Source organism: Salicibibacter kimchii (genome assembly GCF_003336365.1).
GTDB lineage: Bacteria > Bacillota > Bacilli > Bacillales > Marinococcaceae > Salicibibacter > Salicibibacter kimchii.
The window spans coordinates 1,513,395-1,533,512 of sequence record NZ_CP031092.1; the positions used below are offsets into that span (position 1 = coordinate 1,513,395).

Consider the following 20,118-nt stretch of genomic DNA (forward strand, 5'->3'; position numbering starts at 1 on the left):
TTTTCACCCTTTTAAATTTTGTATTTATTCATCTTCACGCGCTACATCTTGAATGCGGCCTTCCACTTCGTAATCTACCTCTTCGTGTTCAGCCATGTAGTCACGAAGCATTTCCCAATCGGTATTGCCGACGATTGTGCCGCGGCCATCTTCGTAAGCATTACCAAGAACATCATGGCCATCACCGCCGGTAGCTGTAAAGTTATTGGTAGCCACCGTATACATTTCGTCTTCATCAATTTCTTCATATTCGCCGTCAATATTTACTTCAAGCGCATCAACACGATTAACCGGATCTTCGCTGCTGTCATACGTGAGACGGGTATCTCCTGAGATTTGAAGAAAGCCACCATTTTCTTGAGGGCTATTCGAAACGCTTGCCTCGAACGTTTCGATTAATTCTTCACCGGATAACTCAAGAAGCGTGAGACGATTACCGAATGGCTGTACTTCAATGATTTCTCCTACAGTAACTTCCCCTGCCGAGATCGACGTGCGGATGCCGCCACCGTTCTGGAAGGCCATAATCGTATCTTCGTCGGTTAACCGCGCGGCCTCCAATTGAGCATCAGAAATCAAATTGCCGAGGGCTGTCTCATCGGCACGGACGCTCTCATCATCCCCGTCCCCGTGGCGAGGGTTCGGCAGTTCATTGACAACAGTGGCACCGACTTCTTCATTTTGTAATTCGTCAACGATCTCCTGATATGGTTCTAACATCTCGAGGGCTTCCGGATCCGGTTCCCGTTCTGCTGTGGCCAACAATTCACCTTCGACATCTGTGACAACGCCGTTTTCATCAAAGGTTACGTTCATACAACCTAGATTTTCTCCATATTCGCCTGCTTGTCCGATGACGGTCGGATCCATTTCTTCACCGTCTTCATTTTCTGTCACGATCGTGGGCGGATCGACTGCCGTGTGACTATGGCCACCGATAATCACATCAATCCCTTCCACTTGTTCAGCTAGCAGAAGATCATTGCCAACACTCGGATCGCTATCATAGCCAATATGTGTCAAGGCAATAATTTTGTCGACCCCTTCGTCTTCAAATTGATCCACCATGTCCTGCGCAGCTTGAGCGTAGTCGGAAAATTCCACGTCCATCGGGCTGGAAATATCTACTGTGTCTTCAGTATTTAACCCAAAGACGCCAATGTCTTCACCTTCATGCTCTAGGATGATACCATCGTGAATCATTCCTTCCTCCGCTTCCTCACTAATGCCCTCCATTGTCAATTCGTTTAACCCTTCATCTTCTGAAAAATCCATGTTAGCTCCAAAGACGGGGAATTCAGCACCTTCAATGAAATCAGCCAATTCAGGATGTCCTTCTTCGGGATCACCAAGATCAAATTCATGATTACCTGGAACAAACGCATCGTAATCCATCAAATTCATAAACTCTACGGTATCTTGTCCATAGAATTCGTTAAAATAAAGCGTTCCGGTGAATACGTCGCCAGCATCAAGAAGCAGACCATCCCCATGTTCATCCTTAGCTTCATCTAAAGTTGTGACCAATTGAGGAAACATCTCCGTGTGTGCGTGATTATCGTTCGTATGATAGATGTTCATGCTAAACGATTCATCGTATTCTGCGATCAAGTCGTCCGCAAGTGATTGAAGATTTTCATAGGCTGTTTCGGAGATGAGTTGATTTTCTAACTGATGTTCCAGTAGATCATGAAAACCGCCATCCATATGTTCGACAACTTTGTCTGTATCGCCTTGGTCTTCATAATGACCAACCGCCCTCAAATGAATATCCAAGGCATGCGCTGCGTCGCTATTTGCAAATTCCCCGTCTTCATCCAACTGCTCGACAAGCCCTTGCAGTTCAGATGCCGAAATGCTATCTAATTCTGATGTGATTTCGCCAGCGTTTTCATTTTCATGAGCTTTCATACCCGTAGCGGGAACCATGATGAGCAAAAATGCAAAAAGCGAAAACATCGGTGTTTTCTTCCAATCGAATCGTTTCATAAATCCTCCCTATAAAATGTGGTTACTTTTTCCATGCGATCATTCGGCACCCGTCATTGGCTTTTGTTTCAATATTCCAGACAATAAGAGTATTCACATCCATTGTAACAAATCGTCATTCCGTCTAAACTCCTACGATAACTTATAAGAATGCTAAAAACTTATCGCCACTTATCAATTAAGTCGTCCGTTTGAGACATGAGCGTGCTATAGGCCTCTTCGGAAATCAATCCATTGTCTTGTTGACGGTTCAGTAAATCCTTAAAGCCTTTTTCCATGTGTTGGACGACTTTATCCGCTTCTTCCTGGTCTTCATAATGACTCACCGCCGTCAAATGAAGTTCCAAGGAATGTACTGCATCCTCATTCTTCTCTATGGCTCCCTCGTTATCAAAGCGTTCAACGGAAGCTTTTATAAGAGCTGTGCTTGGGAAGTCTAAAATGGCCTCATTAAATCGATCTGGATAATCCGTGATTATTCCATCTATCCCATAATCAATGAGATGTTCCATCCGTAATTGAGCGTTGACTGTCCATGGAGTCATTTTCATGCCTTGACCATGTACACGATCTACTAGGTTTTGAGTCACCATTAAATGATTAGGATTCGTGTAATCAGCAAACGCAGAGAAATGGGAAAGTCGTTCATCTGAAATATCTTCCGGGTTGTCGACAAGTACTGCCAAAGGCACTTGCGGCATTAAATCAGCAAAGTATTCTACGGAATCATGATCGAAGGACTGTACGATCATTTCTTCATCATTCGGATCCTCCATGTTTCTTTCCTCTAATGCATTAGCTACCTTTTCTTCTATCCCCGGGTAATCAGCAGGGTCCTTAATTTCTATTAAAATCCCAATGTCTCCACCATATTCATCCAAAATTTCTTCCAATGTTGGAATCTCCTCACCGGCGAATTCAGAATCGAACCAACTACCAGCATCCAATTGCTTCAATTCATTTAATGTAAACTCATCTACGCTTCCCGACGCGTCTGTCGTTCTGTCAACCGTTGAATCATGAATCGCTACGACTTCCTCATCTTCACTCATATGGATGTCTATTTCAATAAAATCCGCGTTCATATCAAGAGCCCTGTCAAAGGCTGCCATTGTATTTTCCGGAGCATGCCCGGAAGCACCTCGATGAGCTATATTTAACAATTGATCAGATTCGTCTTCTTCATTAGCTGAAACATGATGTTGCAATTGGGGTAACATACTTATGCCAATAGCCATTATTCCAACAATAAAAAAATTTTTTAACATATGTTCCATAAATACTCCTCTTCTCTAGGATTCATATTGACCTTGACGGGACTAGCCCCGCCAAGGTCAACCATCTCTCCGAAAGACAAATGTCCTGAATGCTAAACCTAACCTCTATCCCCACTGCTCAATTAATTCATCTGCAGCAGCGTTAAGTGATTCATACGTTTCCTCCGAGATTAATTCCTCTCCGCTTATACCTTCCAATAATTCTTTAAATCCGTTCATATGTTCGATAGCCTGATCCGTTGATCCGGTCTCTTCGTAATGTCCTACTGACGTCAAGTGAGTCTGGAAATGCCTGGCCGCTTCATCATCTGCAATGGCTCCCTCTTCTAAAAGATCCTCCACTTGTGTTTGCATTTGTTCGATAGAAGGTTCATCAGGTTCCTCAGGCTCTTCAAATCCTTCTCCTTCTGTAACTTGTTTTTGACCATCAGGAAGCTTTGTCATTGTAAACTCATCGTGCAATTCACCCAGAGCTGTGTATGATTCATATTTCAGTTCGTCGCCATCAACGTGAATGTTTTGATACATCTGGGTATCTTCTGCCCCACTTCGCACATAAGCGCCATTTTCTTCCCAGTTTGCATCTGACCAATTGTACATCTTAGGACCAGCCACGGAGTTAGCGAACATCGTGCCAGTAGTATACTCTCTTTCTCCATCTTCTTCATTACTCAAATGTCCCCGGGCGTAAGTGTGGTCATGACCTTGAAGGACTAAGTCTACGCTATGCTCTTCAATCACAGGAAGCAAAGCGTCACGAAGCTCCTCGTTATCACGTCCATCTCCGGAAGAGAAGATAGGATGGTGGAATGTAACAACCGTCCATTGATTAGGATTGTCCTCAAGTACATCATCCAACCATTCGGCCTGCTGGTCAATATCTGCATGGCCTGTATTTGAATTTAGAGAGATGATTCGCATATCCTGATGATCCCAATAACCCACTTGTTCTTCTAGTCCCTCTGGACCGTTATCAGGATAGTGAAATTGGGTTTCCCAGTTTTCGGCCAGCTGAGACGGGGTATCAGTGATTCTTGAGTACTCATGGTTCCCTATCGTAGCAATGCTTGGGACCATACCGTAGATCCATCCAGCCCCTTCAAACCAGCCAGCCCATTGCTCATCGGCATCACCTTGATCAATCATGTCTCCAGCATGAAGAATAAAGCTTGCGTCAGACAAATCTGAATAGGCACTACGGATCACGCGTGACCAATGCTCATGGATATCGTTTTGAGCGTCACCCATGTAAAGAAATGAAAATGAATCATCTTCATCTGATGCCGTAGTGAATTCTAACCACTCACTCCAGTTCACACCGTCACCCACGCGATACAAGTATGTCGTATTTGGTTCAAGATCCTCAAAGTTTACACTGTGGATTTGATTCGTATAGTCATGATTTACCTCAACTTCTTCACTGATTTCTGCCTTAATGGTTGACGCATTACTTGGAAAATTAGGTCCAGCTTCTGCTTCTGCAATTTGTGCCTTAGGAGATGTAACACTATCATCCGTTCTCCATGATACAGATTGAGTCGTAGCTGTATCATCTTCCCATCCTAAGAAAATCCGGTCCGGCATCGGGGTAGGTGCGTGAATTTCTTCATCAGGATACTCGGTGGCTTGCTGATCGGCGACAGCCACTGTTATACCCGGAACGACAAGACAAGCTGCGAGCGACATAGATATGATACCAAAACGACGGCTTTTTAATTTCAAATCTTTCCCCTCCTCATAAAGTTTAATAGAGAAATGTTCATGCCAGGGTAAAATAAGATAGAATCGCAATCCCTCTCTGCTAGCTCCTCATTAACCACCTCCTCAAAAATTGGGCTTACCGCCAAATGAATGGCGGCAGCTATATTTTTGTCCTTATATTTCTTCTCCATCACCTTGTGTGGAAATAAACGTCCACTCAAGATCTAACCAAGCGTCTTGGAGATGATTTTGATCTTCTCCGTTATCCAAAAAGTTAAACTGAACGACAAAATCATGAGATTCTCCGGCAGCCAAGCCATCATCGCCAATGGCGGGATAGAAAATATGTTCATTGATCGCTTCCGGCGACATGTCCTGCAAATCAGCGAGTGTGGTTTGATAAATGACTTCATCAAGGTTATTTACGTTATAAAGGAATTCCACTTCGATATGTTCACCGAAATCATCACCATCAACATACGAAGACTCGTAGTCGGTTTCCAAAGTCACCGTGTCTATGTCAAGTGAACCGGTGTTTTGCAGCTCAAAGTCGCGAGTCATCGAATCTCCCGGAGCCATATTATCCACATTAATGACCTCCGTCGGTTCCGCCGTTAAATCCAGCGTACCTGCCGCGAATGTTGCGTTTGTTTCTTCGCTATCGCTAAAGTAAGCGAATGTACCTCCACCGATTAGCGTTAATCCGAGTACTGCTGTCGTCACACCCATGCCCAACTGCTTTTTGATGCCCATCATGATTCCTCCCTTAATAGATTTGATATATGTGTGAACGCATCATCAGGCTTATGGCCCGATATAACGATTTCACCGGTTGTTATTGACTGTCCGGTTCTTTTTCATCAGGGGTTTCAATTTGCCTTAGCGCACGGGAGATGATGATGATCGAATAGCCGAAAAGTAAAGCACCGGGTACAACCAGTAAGAAAAGCGCGCCTTCCGGCGAAGTGGCAAAATTAGCGACATATCCTGCATACGGAACGGTGAACCCGGTATATTGCCCGACAACATTTTCTGCAAGCACCGGTTCAGAATCCGCGGCGTTGTTGTTATCCCCTTTGGTTATATATTGCTGGTCATCGTTCATAACTTCGTGAACTCTATGGGTAACGAGATTGTCATCAGGATTGATATAGGTGATGACATCTCCTTTCTCAAATTGGGTCGGCTCCTCGATCGGTTCGATCGCGATGATGGATCCTGTTTGGAATTCCGGCACCATGGAACCGGATAAAACTGTTTTTAATTGATAGCCAAACACATTTGGCTCTCCATCAGCCGCCTGGTTCGAAATCACCGCGAGTACCGTTACGATCAGTAATATAAATAGAACGGACGTTGTCACACCACTAATGACCTTCTTCATTCCTCGCCACATGTTTTTTATCACCCCATATAGTTCGGATCGTGCCTTCACTTCGATTATTCATCGCCAGTTGTCTCAGCATCTTCCTCTTCTTCCTCTGTATCTATCTCTTGCTCTTCATTCTCATCTTCCTCGTTTTCTTCTGCTTCATCTTCTTTTGAAGGCTTGTCCGCATCATCCGTTGATTCAGTAAATGTATCGGCAGCCAAAATATCTCTTTCCAGCGTTCTCGTTTCGCTATGGAAAGAAGCCGTCGTCGATGATGTCGCCATAGCAACAATACAGAATGATAGATATGATATGGCGAATAATTGAAAAGGGATGCCAAGTTTTATTTTTCTGACACCATGATACTTTTTCATTCAAGTCACTCCTCGTAAATTTTAAAAAGAGATATCTCCATACCAGCATTTAATACGCATTTCAGTAAATACTAAAAGAATGTTTGATTCTGAATATATGCAGGACTAAACTCTGCTTTCTTTGCTGTGCATTTTTAGTTTAGTAGATAATAGTAAAGGGACAATAAAGTTACTGTTAATATTTTGTAAAGTTCCTAAATGTAGACTCATTTTAGCCGATATAATATATCTGCTACTGCGAAAAATATATTTAGGGAACAACAACACAAAATTATGGCAGTCAATGACTGCCACAAAGTTAATATATAGAGATTTATTTAAAAGTTTTATTGTTGCCAATTCGGCGCGTTGTTTAAGAATTCTCGTAAAATGTTCAGCTCCCAGCACCATTATAAACATGACGACGGTAATCCCGAGCATCTCATTATAAGCCAACATTCGGGATGCTCGGATCCGTTCCCAACCAATCCCTCCTGCACCAACTACACCTACCATAAAGAGAACCTTACTCCGGAGCTGTATCAGAAAGATGATGTTCTGCCAGTAAGCCGTGAAATCACGGTTGAGCAAGCGCTATCATTGGCAAAGTCTAAAGGCTTTCGAATCAAGGAAACAGTGACTTAGACGCCGATTGCCTCTATTGCCATAATATTACAAGATGATCACCTCGTGATGGCTTATTTGGCATGCGCTGTTATTTAGCAAAAGCATCAGTGGTTTATTTCAGACTTGACCTCCCTTGTTCTCAACTCCCACGGCTACATACAAGTCTAGTAAGTTTGCCCGGAAGTTATCGAACGTCATTTTGGGCGAACAAATGCCCTCATTTACAAATAATGACATCGATTTAATCATGGCTGGTGCAACGGGCGCAAACCGCGTCGAACAAATGGTGTTTGGCAGCGTGTCCGAAGTGATTGTGCGACATGCGCCTTGTGATGTGCTCATTGTAAGATGGGATCGTCAATTGCCATGCGAATATGCCGAGCAGTTGGAAGAATGACTAGTGCAACGTTCCAGAAATTCTACACAAAAAATCCAGCTAAACGATGATCTACCACGGCAATTGAGGACTCAAAAATGTGTTTTTTGGTCCCTAGCAGTCCTCAGACGTGGCAGCGGAGGACTCAAAATGCAGTTTTTGAACCCGAACAGTCTTCAAAGGATCGGGAGATATGTGAATAGAGTTTTGGGAAGAGTTTTTGATATAGACCACTAGTACAACGTGGCTGAATCGTTCGATCACACCAATCTTTTTCTTCTAATCTACATACGTGAACACGTGTGATTCAAGACTAGAAACCTTCTAATGATTGGTTCGTTTCTGCCTATTGACGCTTTCCTTCCGGCTTATCACTAACGAGAAAGAGCTTTGGCGACCTAACCCGGCTTTCTGAAGTCGTTAGATCTTCAACGACAGCTTTTGACGACCTAACTCTGGCTCTCGCAAGTCGTTAGGTCTTCAAAACAGATAGCCTCATACCGGGTCGGAAACGGTGTGATCATTTATTTCAGCTGTTTTGTACGAGTGGGAGAGAGGCGCCCACAGATAAACATAAACGCAAAAAGAATGGCATTTTAAAAAATGCCACTCTTGCAATGCGGAGTTGTTCTCCTCTTAGGCGTAAGACATCCGTTCACTTTTTATGAAGACAGCTTTTGCCGGGCAATCCGTGATGATTGCATTCACATTCAGATCTAGAAGCTGTTTAATCTTATTGCTTTCATTTACCGTCCAAACGCGTAAATCGCCAAACATGCCTCTCCATTGATGGACGTTTGATAATACAGTGTTTACATCAGGATGTATCCCTTCTAATTCCAGGGTTTTTATATAATCATCGGGATGTGAAATCTCTCGGTTAAGCAGGGCAATATCTGCCGTTTCATCCAACGCTTTAAGCCGAAGTAATGTAGGCAGATGAAACGAAGAATAGATGACTTTTCGGTCTCCCCCATATTGTTGGACAAGTGCGAGCACTTTTTCTTCAATTCCTTTATAATTCACTCGATTAGTTTTCAATTCAATATTTAATTCGATATCGTATGGCTCTAGCAGTTCAAGGACCTCTAGCAATGAAGGAACCTTCTCAAGATCCCAAGATTCTTCGTAACTTCGAAAATATGAAAAACGGGAACCGGCACTGTACTGTTTTATTTGTTCAAGGGTTAGATCTTTCACATAGCCTTCCCCATTCGTCGTCCGTTCCAGCTGTTCATCGTGAATGACGACAATTTCCCCATCAGCGGTCATATGAACGTCAATTTCCAATCCATCAACACCTTCTTCAATCGCCTTTTGGAAACCGAGCAATGTGTTTTCCGGATAGCTTCCTCGCGCTCCGCGGTGACCAAAAATTTTTGTCATTGGCATATATAACCACTCCTCTGTTTTAATCTAATAATTCTTCAGGACTCATCCCCAGATCTCCCGATGTTTGACGCACGATGTCATAGGCTTCGTCATCAATAGGATAGAAACCGCTGATGCCTCGTTCCTCAAAAAACTGCTCATCCTGATAATCAAAATAAAAAGCTTCGATTTCTTCTTTAAGATCTTCTGGAAGCTCCGCTCGATAAGCGTCAGGCCCACGCGGAATATCATCGGAAGCATTAATAATCTTGAAATCATCCTCGCTCACTTGACCTTGATCAAGCATAGCTTCCATCACATCTGTTGCTATTGCCGCTCCATCTACATCTTCATTGATTACCGATAAAATAGAAGTATCATGACCTCCTGAAAAACTGACGTTACCAAAGAAATCCTCGACTTCATCATTTGTAACGCCTATTTCTTCAATAACGGCTGCGCGAGGAAAAATATGTCCTGAAGTGGATGCAGGGTCTACAAATGCAAAGTCTTGCCCTTCAAGATCAGCGAGCTCTTCAGCCTCTGAATTTTCCGGCACAATAAATGCACTTTGATAAGTAATATCATCTTCACCTTCCGCACCGATGGCGAACACTTCAGCATCACTGCGTTCTTCTGCCAGAATATAGGCGAAAGGACCTAAGAATGCGATATCAACATGTTCATTATCCATTCCTTCAATGATGGCGTTATAGTCTGTCCCCATAAACACTTCTACATCAATGCCCAAATTTTCTCCTAATTCTTCACCAAACAATTCTACACGCTGGGACACTTCCGTCTCTTCTTCAGAAGGGATAACGCCCATGACAAGTTCGTCAGGCCATTCATCAGTACCTTCTTCAACTTCTCCCTCAGCTTCTGTAGTTTCATTTGCAGCCTCACCATTATCAGACTCAGAATCAGAAGATGCTTCATCTGACCCATTTTCTTCTGCACATGCGGCCAGAACAAACATTATTGACATGAAAAATGAAAAAAGGACCAGTTTTGTCTGTTTAATTTTTTCCATATTATCCCTCTTCGCTTCATAGTACATTCCCATTATGCAGGCCATTTTTGATGGCCATGCGGATACTTATTTTGACTTAATGTTCCCTTATTCCATTAGCTCTTCCGGAGACATTTCCAAAGCATCAGATGTCTCACGTATGATATCGTAAGTACTGTCTTCTACTTCAATGAATCCTGCTTGGTTATCTCGGTCCTCCAAGAAATCTTCCACTTCCGGGTCTTCATCCATTGTTAAAAACGCCTCGGCTACCGCCTCTTTTAAACTTTCAGGAAGATCACTTTGAACTGTTTCCGGCCCATGGGGAATCTCGTCGGTCTCATCGACAATCTGAACCCGATCAATATTTTCGTGCTCGACATCATCAACGATAAAATCGCCAACGCCTGCGGCGTCCACATCCCCATTTAATAGCGCGAGCATGGCTGTATCATGCCCTCCAGCGAAAGTCACATTCTCAAACATAGATTCCACTTCTTCCATGCTACTGTCTAATGTATTGACCAAATGGGCCATCGGAAATAAATGACCTGACGTAGAAGCCGGATCGACAAAGGCGATGTCACTCCCTTCAAGATCCTCGACTGATTCAATGTCGCTGTCTTCCAACGTCACAATATTGGATTGATACGTCTCCTCTCCCTCAGTTTCGATCCCCATGGCAAAAGCTTCTCCACCTGAGCGCTCATTGGCAAGCACATAGGAAAATGGCCCATAATGCGCCACGTGGATATGATCATTGGCCATGGCTTCAATCATCGCGTTGTAGTCAGTACCGACGTGAAATTCAACGTCTACACCGAGTTCATCAGATAGATAGCCGGCTAACGGTTCATATTCGTCCGATAGTTCCTGCTCATCCTCTGAAGGCAAAATGCCATAGACTAAAGGATCCGGCCAATCATCTTGTTCTGCTGATCCTTCTCCTTCATCGGCAGAGGCTTCTTCACTCGAACCTTGTGCTTCTTGGTCGTCTGACTGCTCCCCGCTTGTCTCGGATTCACAAGCTGTTCCCATTAACAAAAGTCCGGCCAAAGCAAAAGAACGCAAATGAAATTTTTTCACGATAAATCTCCACCTTTATCAGATTTTAATACCATCAACCAGGATTAGCTACTCGCTTTTGCATTGACTTGTATCGCACGGCCTTTCATAAAACGCGTCAACATCTCTACCGCCAAAATCATCCCGAATATTACGAGTGTGATGGCGAGCATTTGGTCATATGCAAGCATTCTTGAGGCCCTCACAAGCTCCCAGCCAATCCCGCCTGCGCCAACAACGCCAAGAACGGCAGCATAACGAATATTGATGTCAAAACGAAAGACCGACCAGGAAATAAATGTACTGAGGAGCATCGGCACAACACCTTGCATAATGACTTGAAACTTGGATGCCCCGGTTGCTTTGACTGCATCAAGCACACTCTCATCAATTTCTTCGATCGATTCGGCATATATTTTCACCAACATCCCAATACTGTTAACCGCAAGAGCCAATATCCCGGGTGTTGGGCCAAGCCCTACGGCAACGATGAACAGGAGCGCCCAAATTAATGCGGGTACAGCCCTTACGAATGCCGCAAACGCTTTGACAGCGTAACTTATGGACCAATGAGGCGCTAAATTCCTAGCCGCGAACGCCGCGAGGAATATAGAGAATAGAATGCCGAACACCGTACCCATAATGGCAACTTGCAACGACTCCACAGCTGCCCCGAAAATATCAATAGGTTCGTCTATAGTCGGGGGAAACATCGTAGACGTAATGCCTAGCAGACCATCAAAGGATGCCAAAAAAGTTTCTGAAATGACGTCCAGTTGGAACAGACTGAAGAAAAATAATACAGCTGCCACTGTAATGATCAGATGTTGCGTGGTTTGATTTTTTTCTTTTTTCATTTCACTCATAGTATTCTCTCCCTAATTTTTGCAGTGGTGAATTCTACAAGTAAAATCAAGGCGAAAATCATTAAGATGCCCATCGCCGCTTCTTGGTATTGAAAGAGACTGATGCTTCTTTCCAGGACAAGTCCGATCCCACCGGCACCAACCATCCCGAGAACGGCAGCCTCACGGATATTTAAATCAAGCTTGTATAATGACCATCCAACAAAACCGGTCTTAAACTGCGGCCATACGCCTTGCCCGACGACTTGAAACCAGTTGGCACCTGTCGCTTTCACTGCCCCCACCTGATCCATATCGATTTCTTCGACAATATCGGAGAATGCTTTGCCTAAAATGCCGACGCCTGAAAGCGCAACGGCGACCATCCCGGCAAAAGGACCAAGGCCAATCGCAGAAACAAGAATGATCCCCCACACAAGCGCTGGCACTGCCCGCAAAAACGTGACAATAGAGCGGCAGACAAAAGAAATGATGGGGTGGAACGTCGTATTGCGAGCAATCAAAAAAGCTAAAATCAAAGAAATGACCGCCGAAATCACCATCCCTGCATAACTCATATACAATGTTTCCAGAGCAGGGCCTATGAACATGGGAATGCTGGATAAATCAGGCGGGAATAAATCCGTCGCAATAAATGCAGCGATATTGCCGGCACCCGAAATCAAATAGAGAAGTGTAAATTCGGTTGCATACCATGACCAGGCGACCACCAGGAATATAATGCCCAAAATCCACGCGCGATTTTTTCGCACCATGTTCTTTCTGCGCTGCCAATCCTTATACATTCCAAGAAGATCATTATTTTCCGTACGCGGCGGCAATTTCAGTGGCCGTTCTAAAATATCTTCTACGGATCTGCTCATTCCAACTTAACCTCCTTATCCTAAGAAGTGGTGTAAATCATTTGAGTCTTTCGTTCCGTGAGATGCGCCGGTGGTCCATCAAAAACAATTTCCCCTGCTTTAACACCGATGATACGATCAGCGAATTCTCTGGCAAAATCCACTTGATGTAAATTCACTATTGTCGTGATTTCATCCTCTTTTGAAATTTCCTTTAAATAATTCATGACATTCCATGAGGAATTTGGATCGAGACTGGCGATCGGCTCGTCCGCCAACAAGATATCAGGGTTTTGGGCAATGGCGCGGGCGATACCTACCCGTTGTTGCTGACCGCCGCTTAATTCATCTGCCCGCTTGAATGCTTGATCTTTGAGACCGACTCTTGACAATACTTCCAAAGCATAGAGCGAATCTTCCTTACTAAAACGCCCAAATCCACCGGTTAATGTGTTCATGTATCCAAGTCTTCCATGCAGCACATTCTGGACCACACTTGATCTTTTGACTAAATTGTAGCCTTGAAAAATCATCCCCATATGGCGACGATACTGGCGTAGATTCCTTCTCTTAAAAGATAAAATATTTTTCCCTTGAAACAGAATTTCCCCTCCAGTGGGGTCGTTGAGACGGTTGATCGAACGCAAAAGCGTGCTTTTTCCCGCGCCACTCGAACCAATGATGGAAATCAGTTCTCCTTTTTTTACTGTAGATGTAATGCCTTTTAACGCTTCCGTACCATCTGGGAAAACTTTCTTCACGTCGCGTAATTCCAAAACAGTTTCCGTCAAAATCCCCCCTCCTTTCTTTCTCTTTTAGTAGTGCAAAGTAATGTTACAATTTAATAATAAAGGACAAATATAAATCTAACGTTTTTTCTGTGTAATCATTGTGTAAATCTAGCGCTGTCTTTTGATAATTCCGACGCTATTTCGCTCCATCGGCCTTCATAGAGAGAGCGAAGCTCATGGATCATCATCCCGTTGTAAGTATCGGGAAGCCATTCTAAGACTAAATCAAACGGTACACTCCCTGAACCAATAGGCGCGTGCATATCACCCCTACCCTGAGGGATAAGTTCGTGTTGGTTTTTCTCCGTTGAGAAACAAGCTTTGCCAAAGTTGTCATGAATATGAAGATGCACAAGGTAGGGAGCCATTAACATCAGCTGTTCTTTGAAGTCGAGGTTGTACATATTCGTTGCTATGTGAAGGTGACCAACGTCTAAAGTCAACCCCACATGGGAATGATTGATCTCACTCACTTGCCCCACAAGCAAACCGGGGTTCACCGCATAACAATAGTCCGATCGGTCAAGAAACGGACGCATATTTTCCATACCGATGACAAGGTTTGATTTTTTTGCTTGTTCGCCGGCAGCTGTGAGGATTTGCCGTTCTTCAAAAAGAATCTTCTCTTTTTCCTCAGCATTGAATACAGGCCAGGATTGTGAGTGCAAAAATTGCTCTTCACCAATAAAACGGACTGGGTGGTAAACAAGTGTACGTACACCAAGTTCTTCTGCGACATCGATGGAAGCAAATAAAATATCTTTTTCTACTTGAGGGTCTGTAGGACGGCTGAGATCTAAATAATCCGGAAGATGCAAAGCATATTGAAGATTAAATAGTTGGAGAATCTCTTTATATTGGGATAGCCGTTCCATATTCAACACGCCGTTTTTTAGAAGCTGCATCCCTTGCACGGGTATTTCAACAGCTTGGAAACCTAGAGATTCAATTTTTTTCAGTTTCAACTGTAATCGTTCCATATCAGCCGCTTCGTCATATGCAGAAATGCTTACGCCTACATCCAGAACCATTATCATTACCCCTTTGTTAATTGTTTTGTTGGCTGATAAGTCAATTGGCCAACGGTGGACCCTTTTAAAATCGTGCGTTCCACAGCAGGGTATGCGTTGTTGTCATTGACGATCAAAATGTCCGCATCCAAACCAGGCTGTAAGGCGCCTACGTTTTCTGTAATGCCTAGGGCTTTTGCGGGATTATAGCTGATCAAATTGATAGATTCCGGGATCGAGAGAAAACCTTGTTTGTACAAGTAAAAAGCAGCTTGCAGCATCGCAGGCGGATAGTAATCCGAACAAAGAACATCAACTGCGCCGCTTTTCAGAGCTTCAAGTGCTGATAAATTGTTGTTGTGAGACCCCCCAAGAATGATGTTCGGAGCGCCCAGTACAACGTACAATCCGGCTTCTTTTGCCGCTTGGGCAATGTCCAGCGTTATGGGAAATTCACTAATCGAAGCATGCCATTTCTTGGCTGCTTCAATTTTTTCCAACGTATCATCATCGTGTGAGGCGAGCGGTATATTTTGACGAAGGGCGATGTCTGCGATTTCCCGCAAGTGCTGTTGATCTATTTTTTCTAACTCAAGGTACATATCCATCCATTGAAATGCTTCCTGTTCGGTCATCTGTTGGGTGCCCATGAGATAGCTTTTTAGCTCTTCACGATTGCGGTATTGCCCTTGTCCCGGCGTATGATCCGTAAAAGATAATTGATCCATCTTGCGTGATTCCAGCCACTCACGCACAATCGGAATCGCTTTGACGTTTGTGATCTCAAAACGGATATGCGTTTTATGGTTGATCAAGCGTGGATGTTGTTTCATTTCATTGATGTCTTCCAGAAGTTGTACAACCGTCTCATTGCTTCTTTGTTTACCTGATTTATGTTCTCTTAAGCTTAACGAATGATACATTGTCGTAATGCCTTGGAGCACCAGTTTTTTTTCCAATTCCATAAACGCTTGCTTAGCGGAAAATAAACTGCTTGGTCTCGGTTGAATTTCCTTCTCTATCGCGTCACTATGTGTATCTATAATCCCTGGTATAATCCAGTTGGCATGCGCATCGATATCGTCAGATGCGAGTGAACGTACGCGGGAATGGGGAAGAACATCGGTGATGATCCCATTTTCCATTTCAATGGAACCACCGATGATCACTTCGTTGGGCGTGACAATATTTCCATTAATAATACGCCTGGTACCTGTATGCATGCACCTTTTCTCCTTTCCTGTATATCCCTGTGCTATTGACTGGCAGCAGATGGCGTCAAATCCAAAACATGATCGACAATAGCGTTCATCGTTTCCCAATCATGAAAAACACCAATGATTACTGTCCCCTCGTTTTTCATTTCCAGTAACAACTCTACGACCTTCTCTTTCATACTTTCATCCAGTGAAGCTGTCGGTTCGTCTAATAACAGCAGGCGGGGCTTTTTAATCAGTGATTTAGCCAGATTGATTCTTTGTTTCTCTCCCCCGCTAAAGGTTGCCGGGTACAACGACCATAATTTTTCAGGAATGCCTAATCTCTGCAAAATATCTTTTGCCTGAATTCTAGCCGCTTCCATATTTTCAATCATTGGATAAATCTCGCCCGCTACAATGTCCAAGCAAGAAACGCGTGGAATGACACGCAAAAACTGGCTCACATAGCTAAGTTCATAGGTACGTATCTTAATTATTTGTCTCTCACTTGCTTCTGCAAGATTCACCCACCCATAAAGCATAGAGTCGTACCATATACTTCCTTGTGTGGATAAATACGTTCGATGCAGACATTTTAAAATTGACGATTTACCACTCCCACTTGGGCCGGCAATGCCAATAGATGCTGATTCCTCTAGCGAGAAATGAAGATCTTGAATCGGCTCAATCGTCTTGCCATTATTAATTGAAAATCGTTTGCATAGTCCCTCAACCTTAAGCATTCACGTTCAACCCTCTCTTTTTATTTCCAGTGAATATGATTGCTATAATAACGAATGGACGAGAAGTTGCGTGTATTCATGCTGAGGATCTTCCAAGATCTGGTCGGTCAGTCCATCTTCCACAATTCGTCCTTGGTTAAGTACTAATGTTCGATCAGTTAGCATGCGAATGACACTAAGATCATGGGAAATAACAATCATTGAAACCTTTAATGCCTGCTGGATCGTACGGATCAAATCGAGTACGCGCGCCTGTACGGAAAGATCCAATCCAGTGGTAATCTCATCCAGTAACAATAATGGGGGTTGATTGGCAAGGGCTTTTGAAATTTGCACACGTTGCTGCATCCCGCCACTGAAAGTCCGGGGAGGTTCATTCATCCGGCTTACTGGAATCTCAACTTTCTCCAGCAGCTCTTCGGCACGTTCTACCATTTGCCCCACATGACTGTAATCCGCAGCGATTAATTTTTCAGCAATGTTTCCGCCGCTGGAATAGTCCATTCTCAAACCATGATAAGGATTCTGGTCAACCATCCCTAATTCATGGTTTTGAAGATATCTTTTCGTTTGATTAGAGCAATGGAAAACATTTTGCTTTCCGTCCTGATAAGAAGCTACATACATCTCTCCGTATGTAGGTTCTTCATTGAGAAATAAAGACTTAACCAATGTGCTTTTTCCAGACCCGCTTTCGCCGACAATGCCTAGAATTTCCCCTTGATATAAATCAAAATTCAAGTCTTTGCACGCCCAGACCGTTCGACATTCAAGGCATCGATTTCCCTCCATATACGGGTTCTCGTGCTCACTGCTTGTGCAAAAGGGACATCCTTCACCATACTTTTTATAAAATTGACGGATGCACAGCAGCGGACGTTCTGTAAGGGACATACTAATGATCCCCTTTCTCGTTCTGTACTTTGTTGCAATAGGCCGTATCTGAACATTGATAAAACACGTGTCCACTCGTTTCATCCGTATTTTCTTCGAGAAAAGTATCGGTTGAGTCGCATAAGTGACACGCTTGACTATCAAAATTTTCTACTTGGAAAGGATAATCATCAAATTGAAGTGGGACAACGTCTGTATGCGGCGGGATGGCATAAATTTTTTTCTCGCGCCCTGCCCCCAGCAACGTCAAATACGAAGCTTGATGCATCTTGGGTGTGTCCCAACGGGGGATTGGGCTCGGGGCCATCAAATAACGGCCGTGCACCATTACAGGGTAGTCCGCATCAAATAAAGCATGATCCCATTTGACGATATCTTCATACAACTCTAACCACATCGCATTGTAATTTTTTTCACCATGTTGGATTTTTGTACGTTTTTCACTAGCTTCAACATTGCGAAGGGGTTCCGGTTTAGGTACTTGAAGAATTAATACCTGATCGGAGGCTAAAGGTGTCTCAGGAATGCGATGACGGGATTGTATGATGGTCGCCGCTTCGGTTTCCGTGGTGACAGAAACATCTGTCGTCTCCATGACCAAGTTTCGAATGCTCACCGCATTCACACTGTCGTCGCTGCCTTGATCAATGACTTTAACACAATCATCACCCCCGATAAGTGATAGTGTCAGTTGCAACCCTCCGGTTCCCCAACCTCTGGCAATCGGCAATTCTCTAGAAGCAAAAGGCACCTGATAACCCGGGATAGCGACGGCTTTTAATGTTTTGCGTCGAATCTCTCTTTTTGAAGGTTCATCAAGAAAAGCATAGTTATAGGATTGGTTTTTAAACCCCTGTTCAGTTTTCATATAAGGACGCTCCCCCTTCCGTTTGTTTTTGCTTAGTTGCGCGTATTCGATCCAGTTTAGACTGAAAGGTGACGTAATGGGGGAGCTTTAAATGGGAGACAAATCCATTGGCTTCCACACTGTCGATATGTTCAAGCACAAATTCTTCATCTTCGGCAGGAGCTGTGCCTCCATCGGATATGCTGCGATCCAAAATGGCCATGGAAATCGCCTTGAGTTCATTTTGACCGAAGCAACAGCCGTAACCGAGAGAAAATTCAACTTCTCCGGTTGCCTCGTTTGTTTCGAACTTGTTGATGGTTTCTACTTCTGTCGCTAACATTTCTCCCACATAAAGACTTTCACCCTCCTGATAAGGATGCGGAATAGACACGGGTACATAACCAACGCGAAGTTCGCCTATCGTGGGATGAACAGACCCATAGCCCCTCATACTGCTATAAGCCAATGCCATCATCGCCCCCGTTTCCCCTCTCGCCAACGCTTGTAGTCGGACAGATCTCGGAGCGGGGCTGGTATATTTTTCACGAGTAATGTCAAAAGGTTCGTCTGTATCCGACCACGCAGGATTTTCTCCCAACAGTCCCTGTTCACGTAAAATACCGGCTACCTTCGCAAACGTAATGGTTTCATGTTTCCAATCGATCCTATCGGTAAACGATTTCCCCAGCTCTGAAAGATCGTCAGGACTCAACGCCTCATCCATGAGATCAAAGCGAAGCAGCCGATGGGTGAAATCATAAGTGGGACCAAGAACTTGGCCACCGGGAATATCTTTGAAGGAAGAGGAAATCCGGCGAATCACTCGCATATTTTCCATATCGAGGATGTGGCTGTAATGATTTCTCGGCAAGGTAGAGCGATAAGCCCTGAGTAAGAATGCCGCTTCAAATGTATCTCCTTCCGATTGTTTCAGTGCCAATGATGCAAGTTCAGGTGCGTACAATCCACCTTCGCTCATGATACGGTCCACAAGCAGCCGCATTTGTTTTTGGATGAAAGCAGGGTCCAGCGGGGGCTGATGGGGATCTAATCGATATGTGTCTGACAATTTTTTTGCTGCTTCAATCGCTTCTTGACCTCCGGTAACCGTTACATAAGCCATTCTCGTTTCCCCCTTGGTCTAATAAAATTATTGAACAAACTTTACTCTTCCACTTGCTGAATACGCGTCGTCCTCGGAAGTGCACAAATATCCCCGGCGCTTGTGAAAAATAACATATCAACACCTAAGGGATATTCTTGATTAAGTTCTTGCCTCAAATCCAACCATTGCTGCTCTAAACCGGAAATACCGATTTCCACATTTTGCTCGATTCCCGGACCAGTCCAAATCATGCCATTGGATTGAAATGCATCGATATCAAGAAAAATCATTGCACCTTTCTCAGGGCTGCTCAATTTTCCTATTTGAATCGTTCCTTCCAAACTTTCTATTATATTCGCATCAGTTATGCCCTGAAAAAAAAGATACTCCGCATTCTCGATCGATGCTTCCTTTGAAAAGGTAGACCGCGCGATCGCTTTTGATAACTCCAGGTTGTCGTGCACATAATAACTGACTTCCTGATCTAGTAAGGCATGGGCGATGTTTATGTAGATTTTCGATGTAAAATATTTCTGGTTTGGTGCATGATAGTGCTGAATACGATGAATCGTCCCCGGATTCGCCATTGCAGCGAGCAAGCTACGAAAAACACTTTGATCCTGTTCCATAGTGGAAGATTTAGCGAGTAACCCTTTTTCAGCCATTGTTATCCTC

Annotated in this window: 20 protein-coding genes and 1 pseudogene; 1 reads left to right on the forward strand and 20 read right to left on the reverse strand. The window is 43.9% G+C overall.

Translation table 11 applies throughout. The features are described 5' to 3' along the window. Positions 1-24 precede the first annotated feature (24 nt). The 7 genes from DT065_RS07535 to DT065_RS18830 form a co-directional block, all read right to left on the reverse strand. Positions 25-1,989 (reverse strand): bifunctional metallophosphatase/5'-nucleotidase, encoded by a 1,965-nt coding sequence (locus DT065_RS07535; protein ID WP_227002763.1) that lies wholly within the window; start codon positions 1,987-1,989, stop codon positions 25-27. Between the two features lie 161 nt (positions 1,990-2,150). Then, the gene (locus tag DT065_RS07540) at positions 2,151-3,266 is read right to left on the reverse strand and encodes a glycerophosphodiester phosphodiesterase (RefSeq protein ID WP_114372188.1); all 1,116 of its coding nucleotides are present in this window, start codon (positions 3,264-3,266) and stop codon (positions 2,151-2,153) included. A 105-nt stretch (positions 3,267-3,371) separates the two neighbouring features. Further along, positions 3,372-4,988, reverse strand: a complete 1,617-nt coding sequence (locus tag DT065_RS07545; RefSeq protein WP_227002764.1) for a purple acid phosphatase family protein — start codon at positions 4,986-4,988, stop codon at positions 3,372-3,374. A gap of 153 nt (positions 4,989-5,141) precedes the next feature. Further along, the gene (locus DT065_RS07550) at positions 5,142-5,720 is read right to left on the reverse strand and encodes a TasA family protein (protein ID WP_114372189.1); all 579 of its coding nucleotides are present in this window, start codon (positions 5,718-5,720) and stop codon (positions 5,142-5,144) included. An 82-nt stretch (positions 5,721-5,802) separates the two neighbouring features. Next, positions 5,803-6,351 carry a signal peptidase I SipW gene (sipW, locus tag DT065_RS07555; RefSeq protein ID WP_227002765.1) on the reverse strand — a complete coding sequence of 183 codons (549 nt, stop codon included), beginning with the start codon at positions 6,349-6,351 and terminating at the stop codon, positions 5,803-5,805. 56 nt (positions 6,352-6,407) lie between these two features. Further along, entirely contained in the window at positions 6,408-6,713 is a 306-nt protein-coding gene (locus DT065_RS07560; RefSeq protein ID WP_114372193.1) for a hypothetical protein, read from the reverse strand. A gap of 105 nt (positions 6,714-6,818) precedes the next feature. Next, positions 6,819-7,208: a hypothetical protein gene (locus DT065_RS18830; RefSeq protein ID WP_160112449.1), complete on the reverse strand. Its 390-nt coding sequence runs from the start codon at positions 7,206-7,208 to the stop codon at positions 6,819-6,821. 349 nt (positions 7,209-7,557) lie between these two features. Here DT065_RS18830 and DT065_RS07570 point away from each other — a divergent pair. Then, positions 7,558-7,716 (forward strand): annotated as a pseudogene (locus tag DT065_RS07570) (universal stress protein); the annotation flags it as partial. A gap of 615 nt (positions 7,717-8,331) precedes the next feature. Here DT065_RS07570 and DT065_RS07575 read toward each other — a convergent pair. The 13 genes from DT065_RS07575 to phnH form a co-directional block, all read right to left on the reverse strand. After that, positions 8,332-9,087: a glycerophosphodiester phosphodiesterase gene (locus DT065_RS07575; protein WP_114372195.1), complete on the reverse strand. Its 756-nt coding sequence runs from the start codon at positions 9,085-9,087 to the stop codon at positions 8,332-8,334. A 19-nt stretch (positions 9,088-9,106) separates the two neighbouring features. After that, positions 9,107-10,099: a phosphate/phosphite/phosphonate ABC transporter substrate-binding protein gene (gene phnD / locus DT065_RS07580; RefSeq protein WP_160112450.1), complete on the reverse strand. Its 993-nt coding sequence runs from the start codon at positions 10,097-10,099 to the stop codon at positions 9,107-9,109. A gap of 87 nt (positions 10,100-10,186) precedes the next feature. Continuing rightward, positions 10,187-11,164 (reverse strand): phosphate/phosphite/phosphonate ABC transporter substrate-binding protein, encoded by a 978-nt coding sequence (locus tag DT065_RS07585; RefSeq protein WP_114372199.1) that lies wholly within the window; start codon positions 11,162-11,164, stop codon positions 10,187-10,189. A 44-nt stretch (positions 11,165-11,208) separates the two neighbouring features. After that, the gene (gene phnE / locus DT065_RS07590) at positions 11,209-12,009 is read right to left on the reverse strand and encodes a phosphonate ABC transporter, permease protein PhnE (protein ID WP_114372200.1); all 801 of its coding nucleotides are present in this window, start codon (positions 12,007-12,009) and stop codon (positions 11,209-11,211) included. Continuing rightward, positions 12,006-12,872, reverse strand: a complete 867-nt coding sequence (phnE, locus tag DT065_RS07595; RefSeq protein WP_114372202.1) for a phosphonate ABC transporter, permease protein PhnE — start codon at positions 12,870-12,872, stop codon at positions 12,006-12,008. The genes phnE (DT065_RS07590) and phnE (DT065_RS07595) overlap by 4 nt, the downstream gene beginning before the upstream one ends. Before the next feature lie 20 nt (positions 12,873-12,892). After that, positions 12,893-13,642: a phosphonate ABC transporter ATP-binding protein gene (phnC, locus tag DT065_RS07600; RefSeq protein ID WP_114372204.1), complete on the reverse strand. Its 750-nt coding sequence runs from the start codon at positions 13,640-13,642 to the stop codon at positions 12,893-12,895. Positions 13,643-13,737: 95 nt separating this feature from the next. Continuing rightward, on the reverse strand, positions 13,738-14,673 hold the full coding sequence (locus DT065_RS07605) for a sugar phosphate isomerase/epimerase family protein (protein ID WP_160112451.1): 936 nt from the start codon (positions 14,671-14,673) through the stop codon (positions 13,738-13,740). 5 nt (positions 14,674-14,678) lie between these two features. Further along, the gene (locus DT065_RS07610; protein ID WP_114372208.1) at positions 14,679-15,875 is read right to left on the reverse strand and encodes an alpha-D-ribose 1-methylphosphonate 5-triphosphate diphosphatase; all 1,197 of its coding nucleotides are present in this window, start codon (positions 15,873-15,875) and stop codon (positions 14,679-14,681) included. Between the two features lie 32 nt (positions 15,876-15,907). After that, on the reverse strand, positions 15,908-16,594 hold the full coding sequence (locus tag DT065_RS07615) for a phosphonate C-P lyase system protein PhnL (RefSeq protein WP_114372210.1): 687 nt from the start codon (positions 16,592-16,594) through the stop codon (positions 15,908-15,910). A gap of 42 nt (positions 16,595-16,636) precedes the next feature. Further along, complete coding sequence (locus DT065_RS07620; RefSeq protein ID WP_114372212.1) at positions 16,637-17,488, reverse strand: ATP-binding cassette domain-containing protein; 852 nt, start codon at positions 17,486-17,488, stop codon at positions 16,637-16,639. A gap of 1 nt (position 17,489) precedes the next feature. Then, the gene (locus DT065_RS07625; RefSeq protein ID WP_114372214.1) at positions 17,490-18,356 is read right to left on the reverse strand and encodes an alpha-D-ribose 1-methylphosphonate 5-phosphate C-P-lyase PhnJ; all 867 of its coding nucleotides are present in this window, start codon (positions 18,354-18,356) and stop codon (positions 17,490-17,492) included. Continuing rightward, positions 18,346-19,461, reverse strand: coding sequence for a carbon-phosphorus lyase complex subunit PhnI (locus DT065_RS07630; protein ID WP_114372216.1), 1,116 nt, complete (start codon positions 19,459-19,461; stop codon positions 18,346-18,348). The genes DT065_RS07625 and DT065_RS07630 overlap by 11 nt, the downstream gene beginning before the upstream one ends. Before the next feature lie 41 nt (positions 19,462-19,502). Next, positions 19,503-20,108, reverse strand: a complete 606-nt coding sequence (gene phnH, locus DT065_RS07635) for a phosphonate C-P lyase system protein PhnH (protein WP_114372219.1) — start codon at positions 20,106-20,108, stop codon at positions 19,503-19,505. Positions 20,109-20,118: the final 10 nt, after the last annotated feature.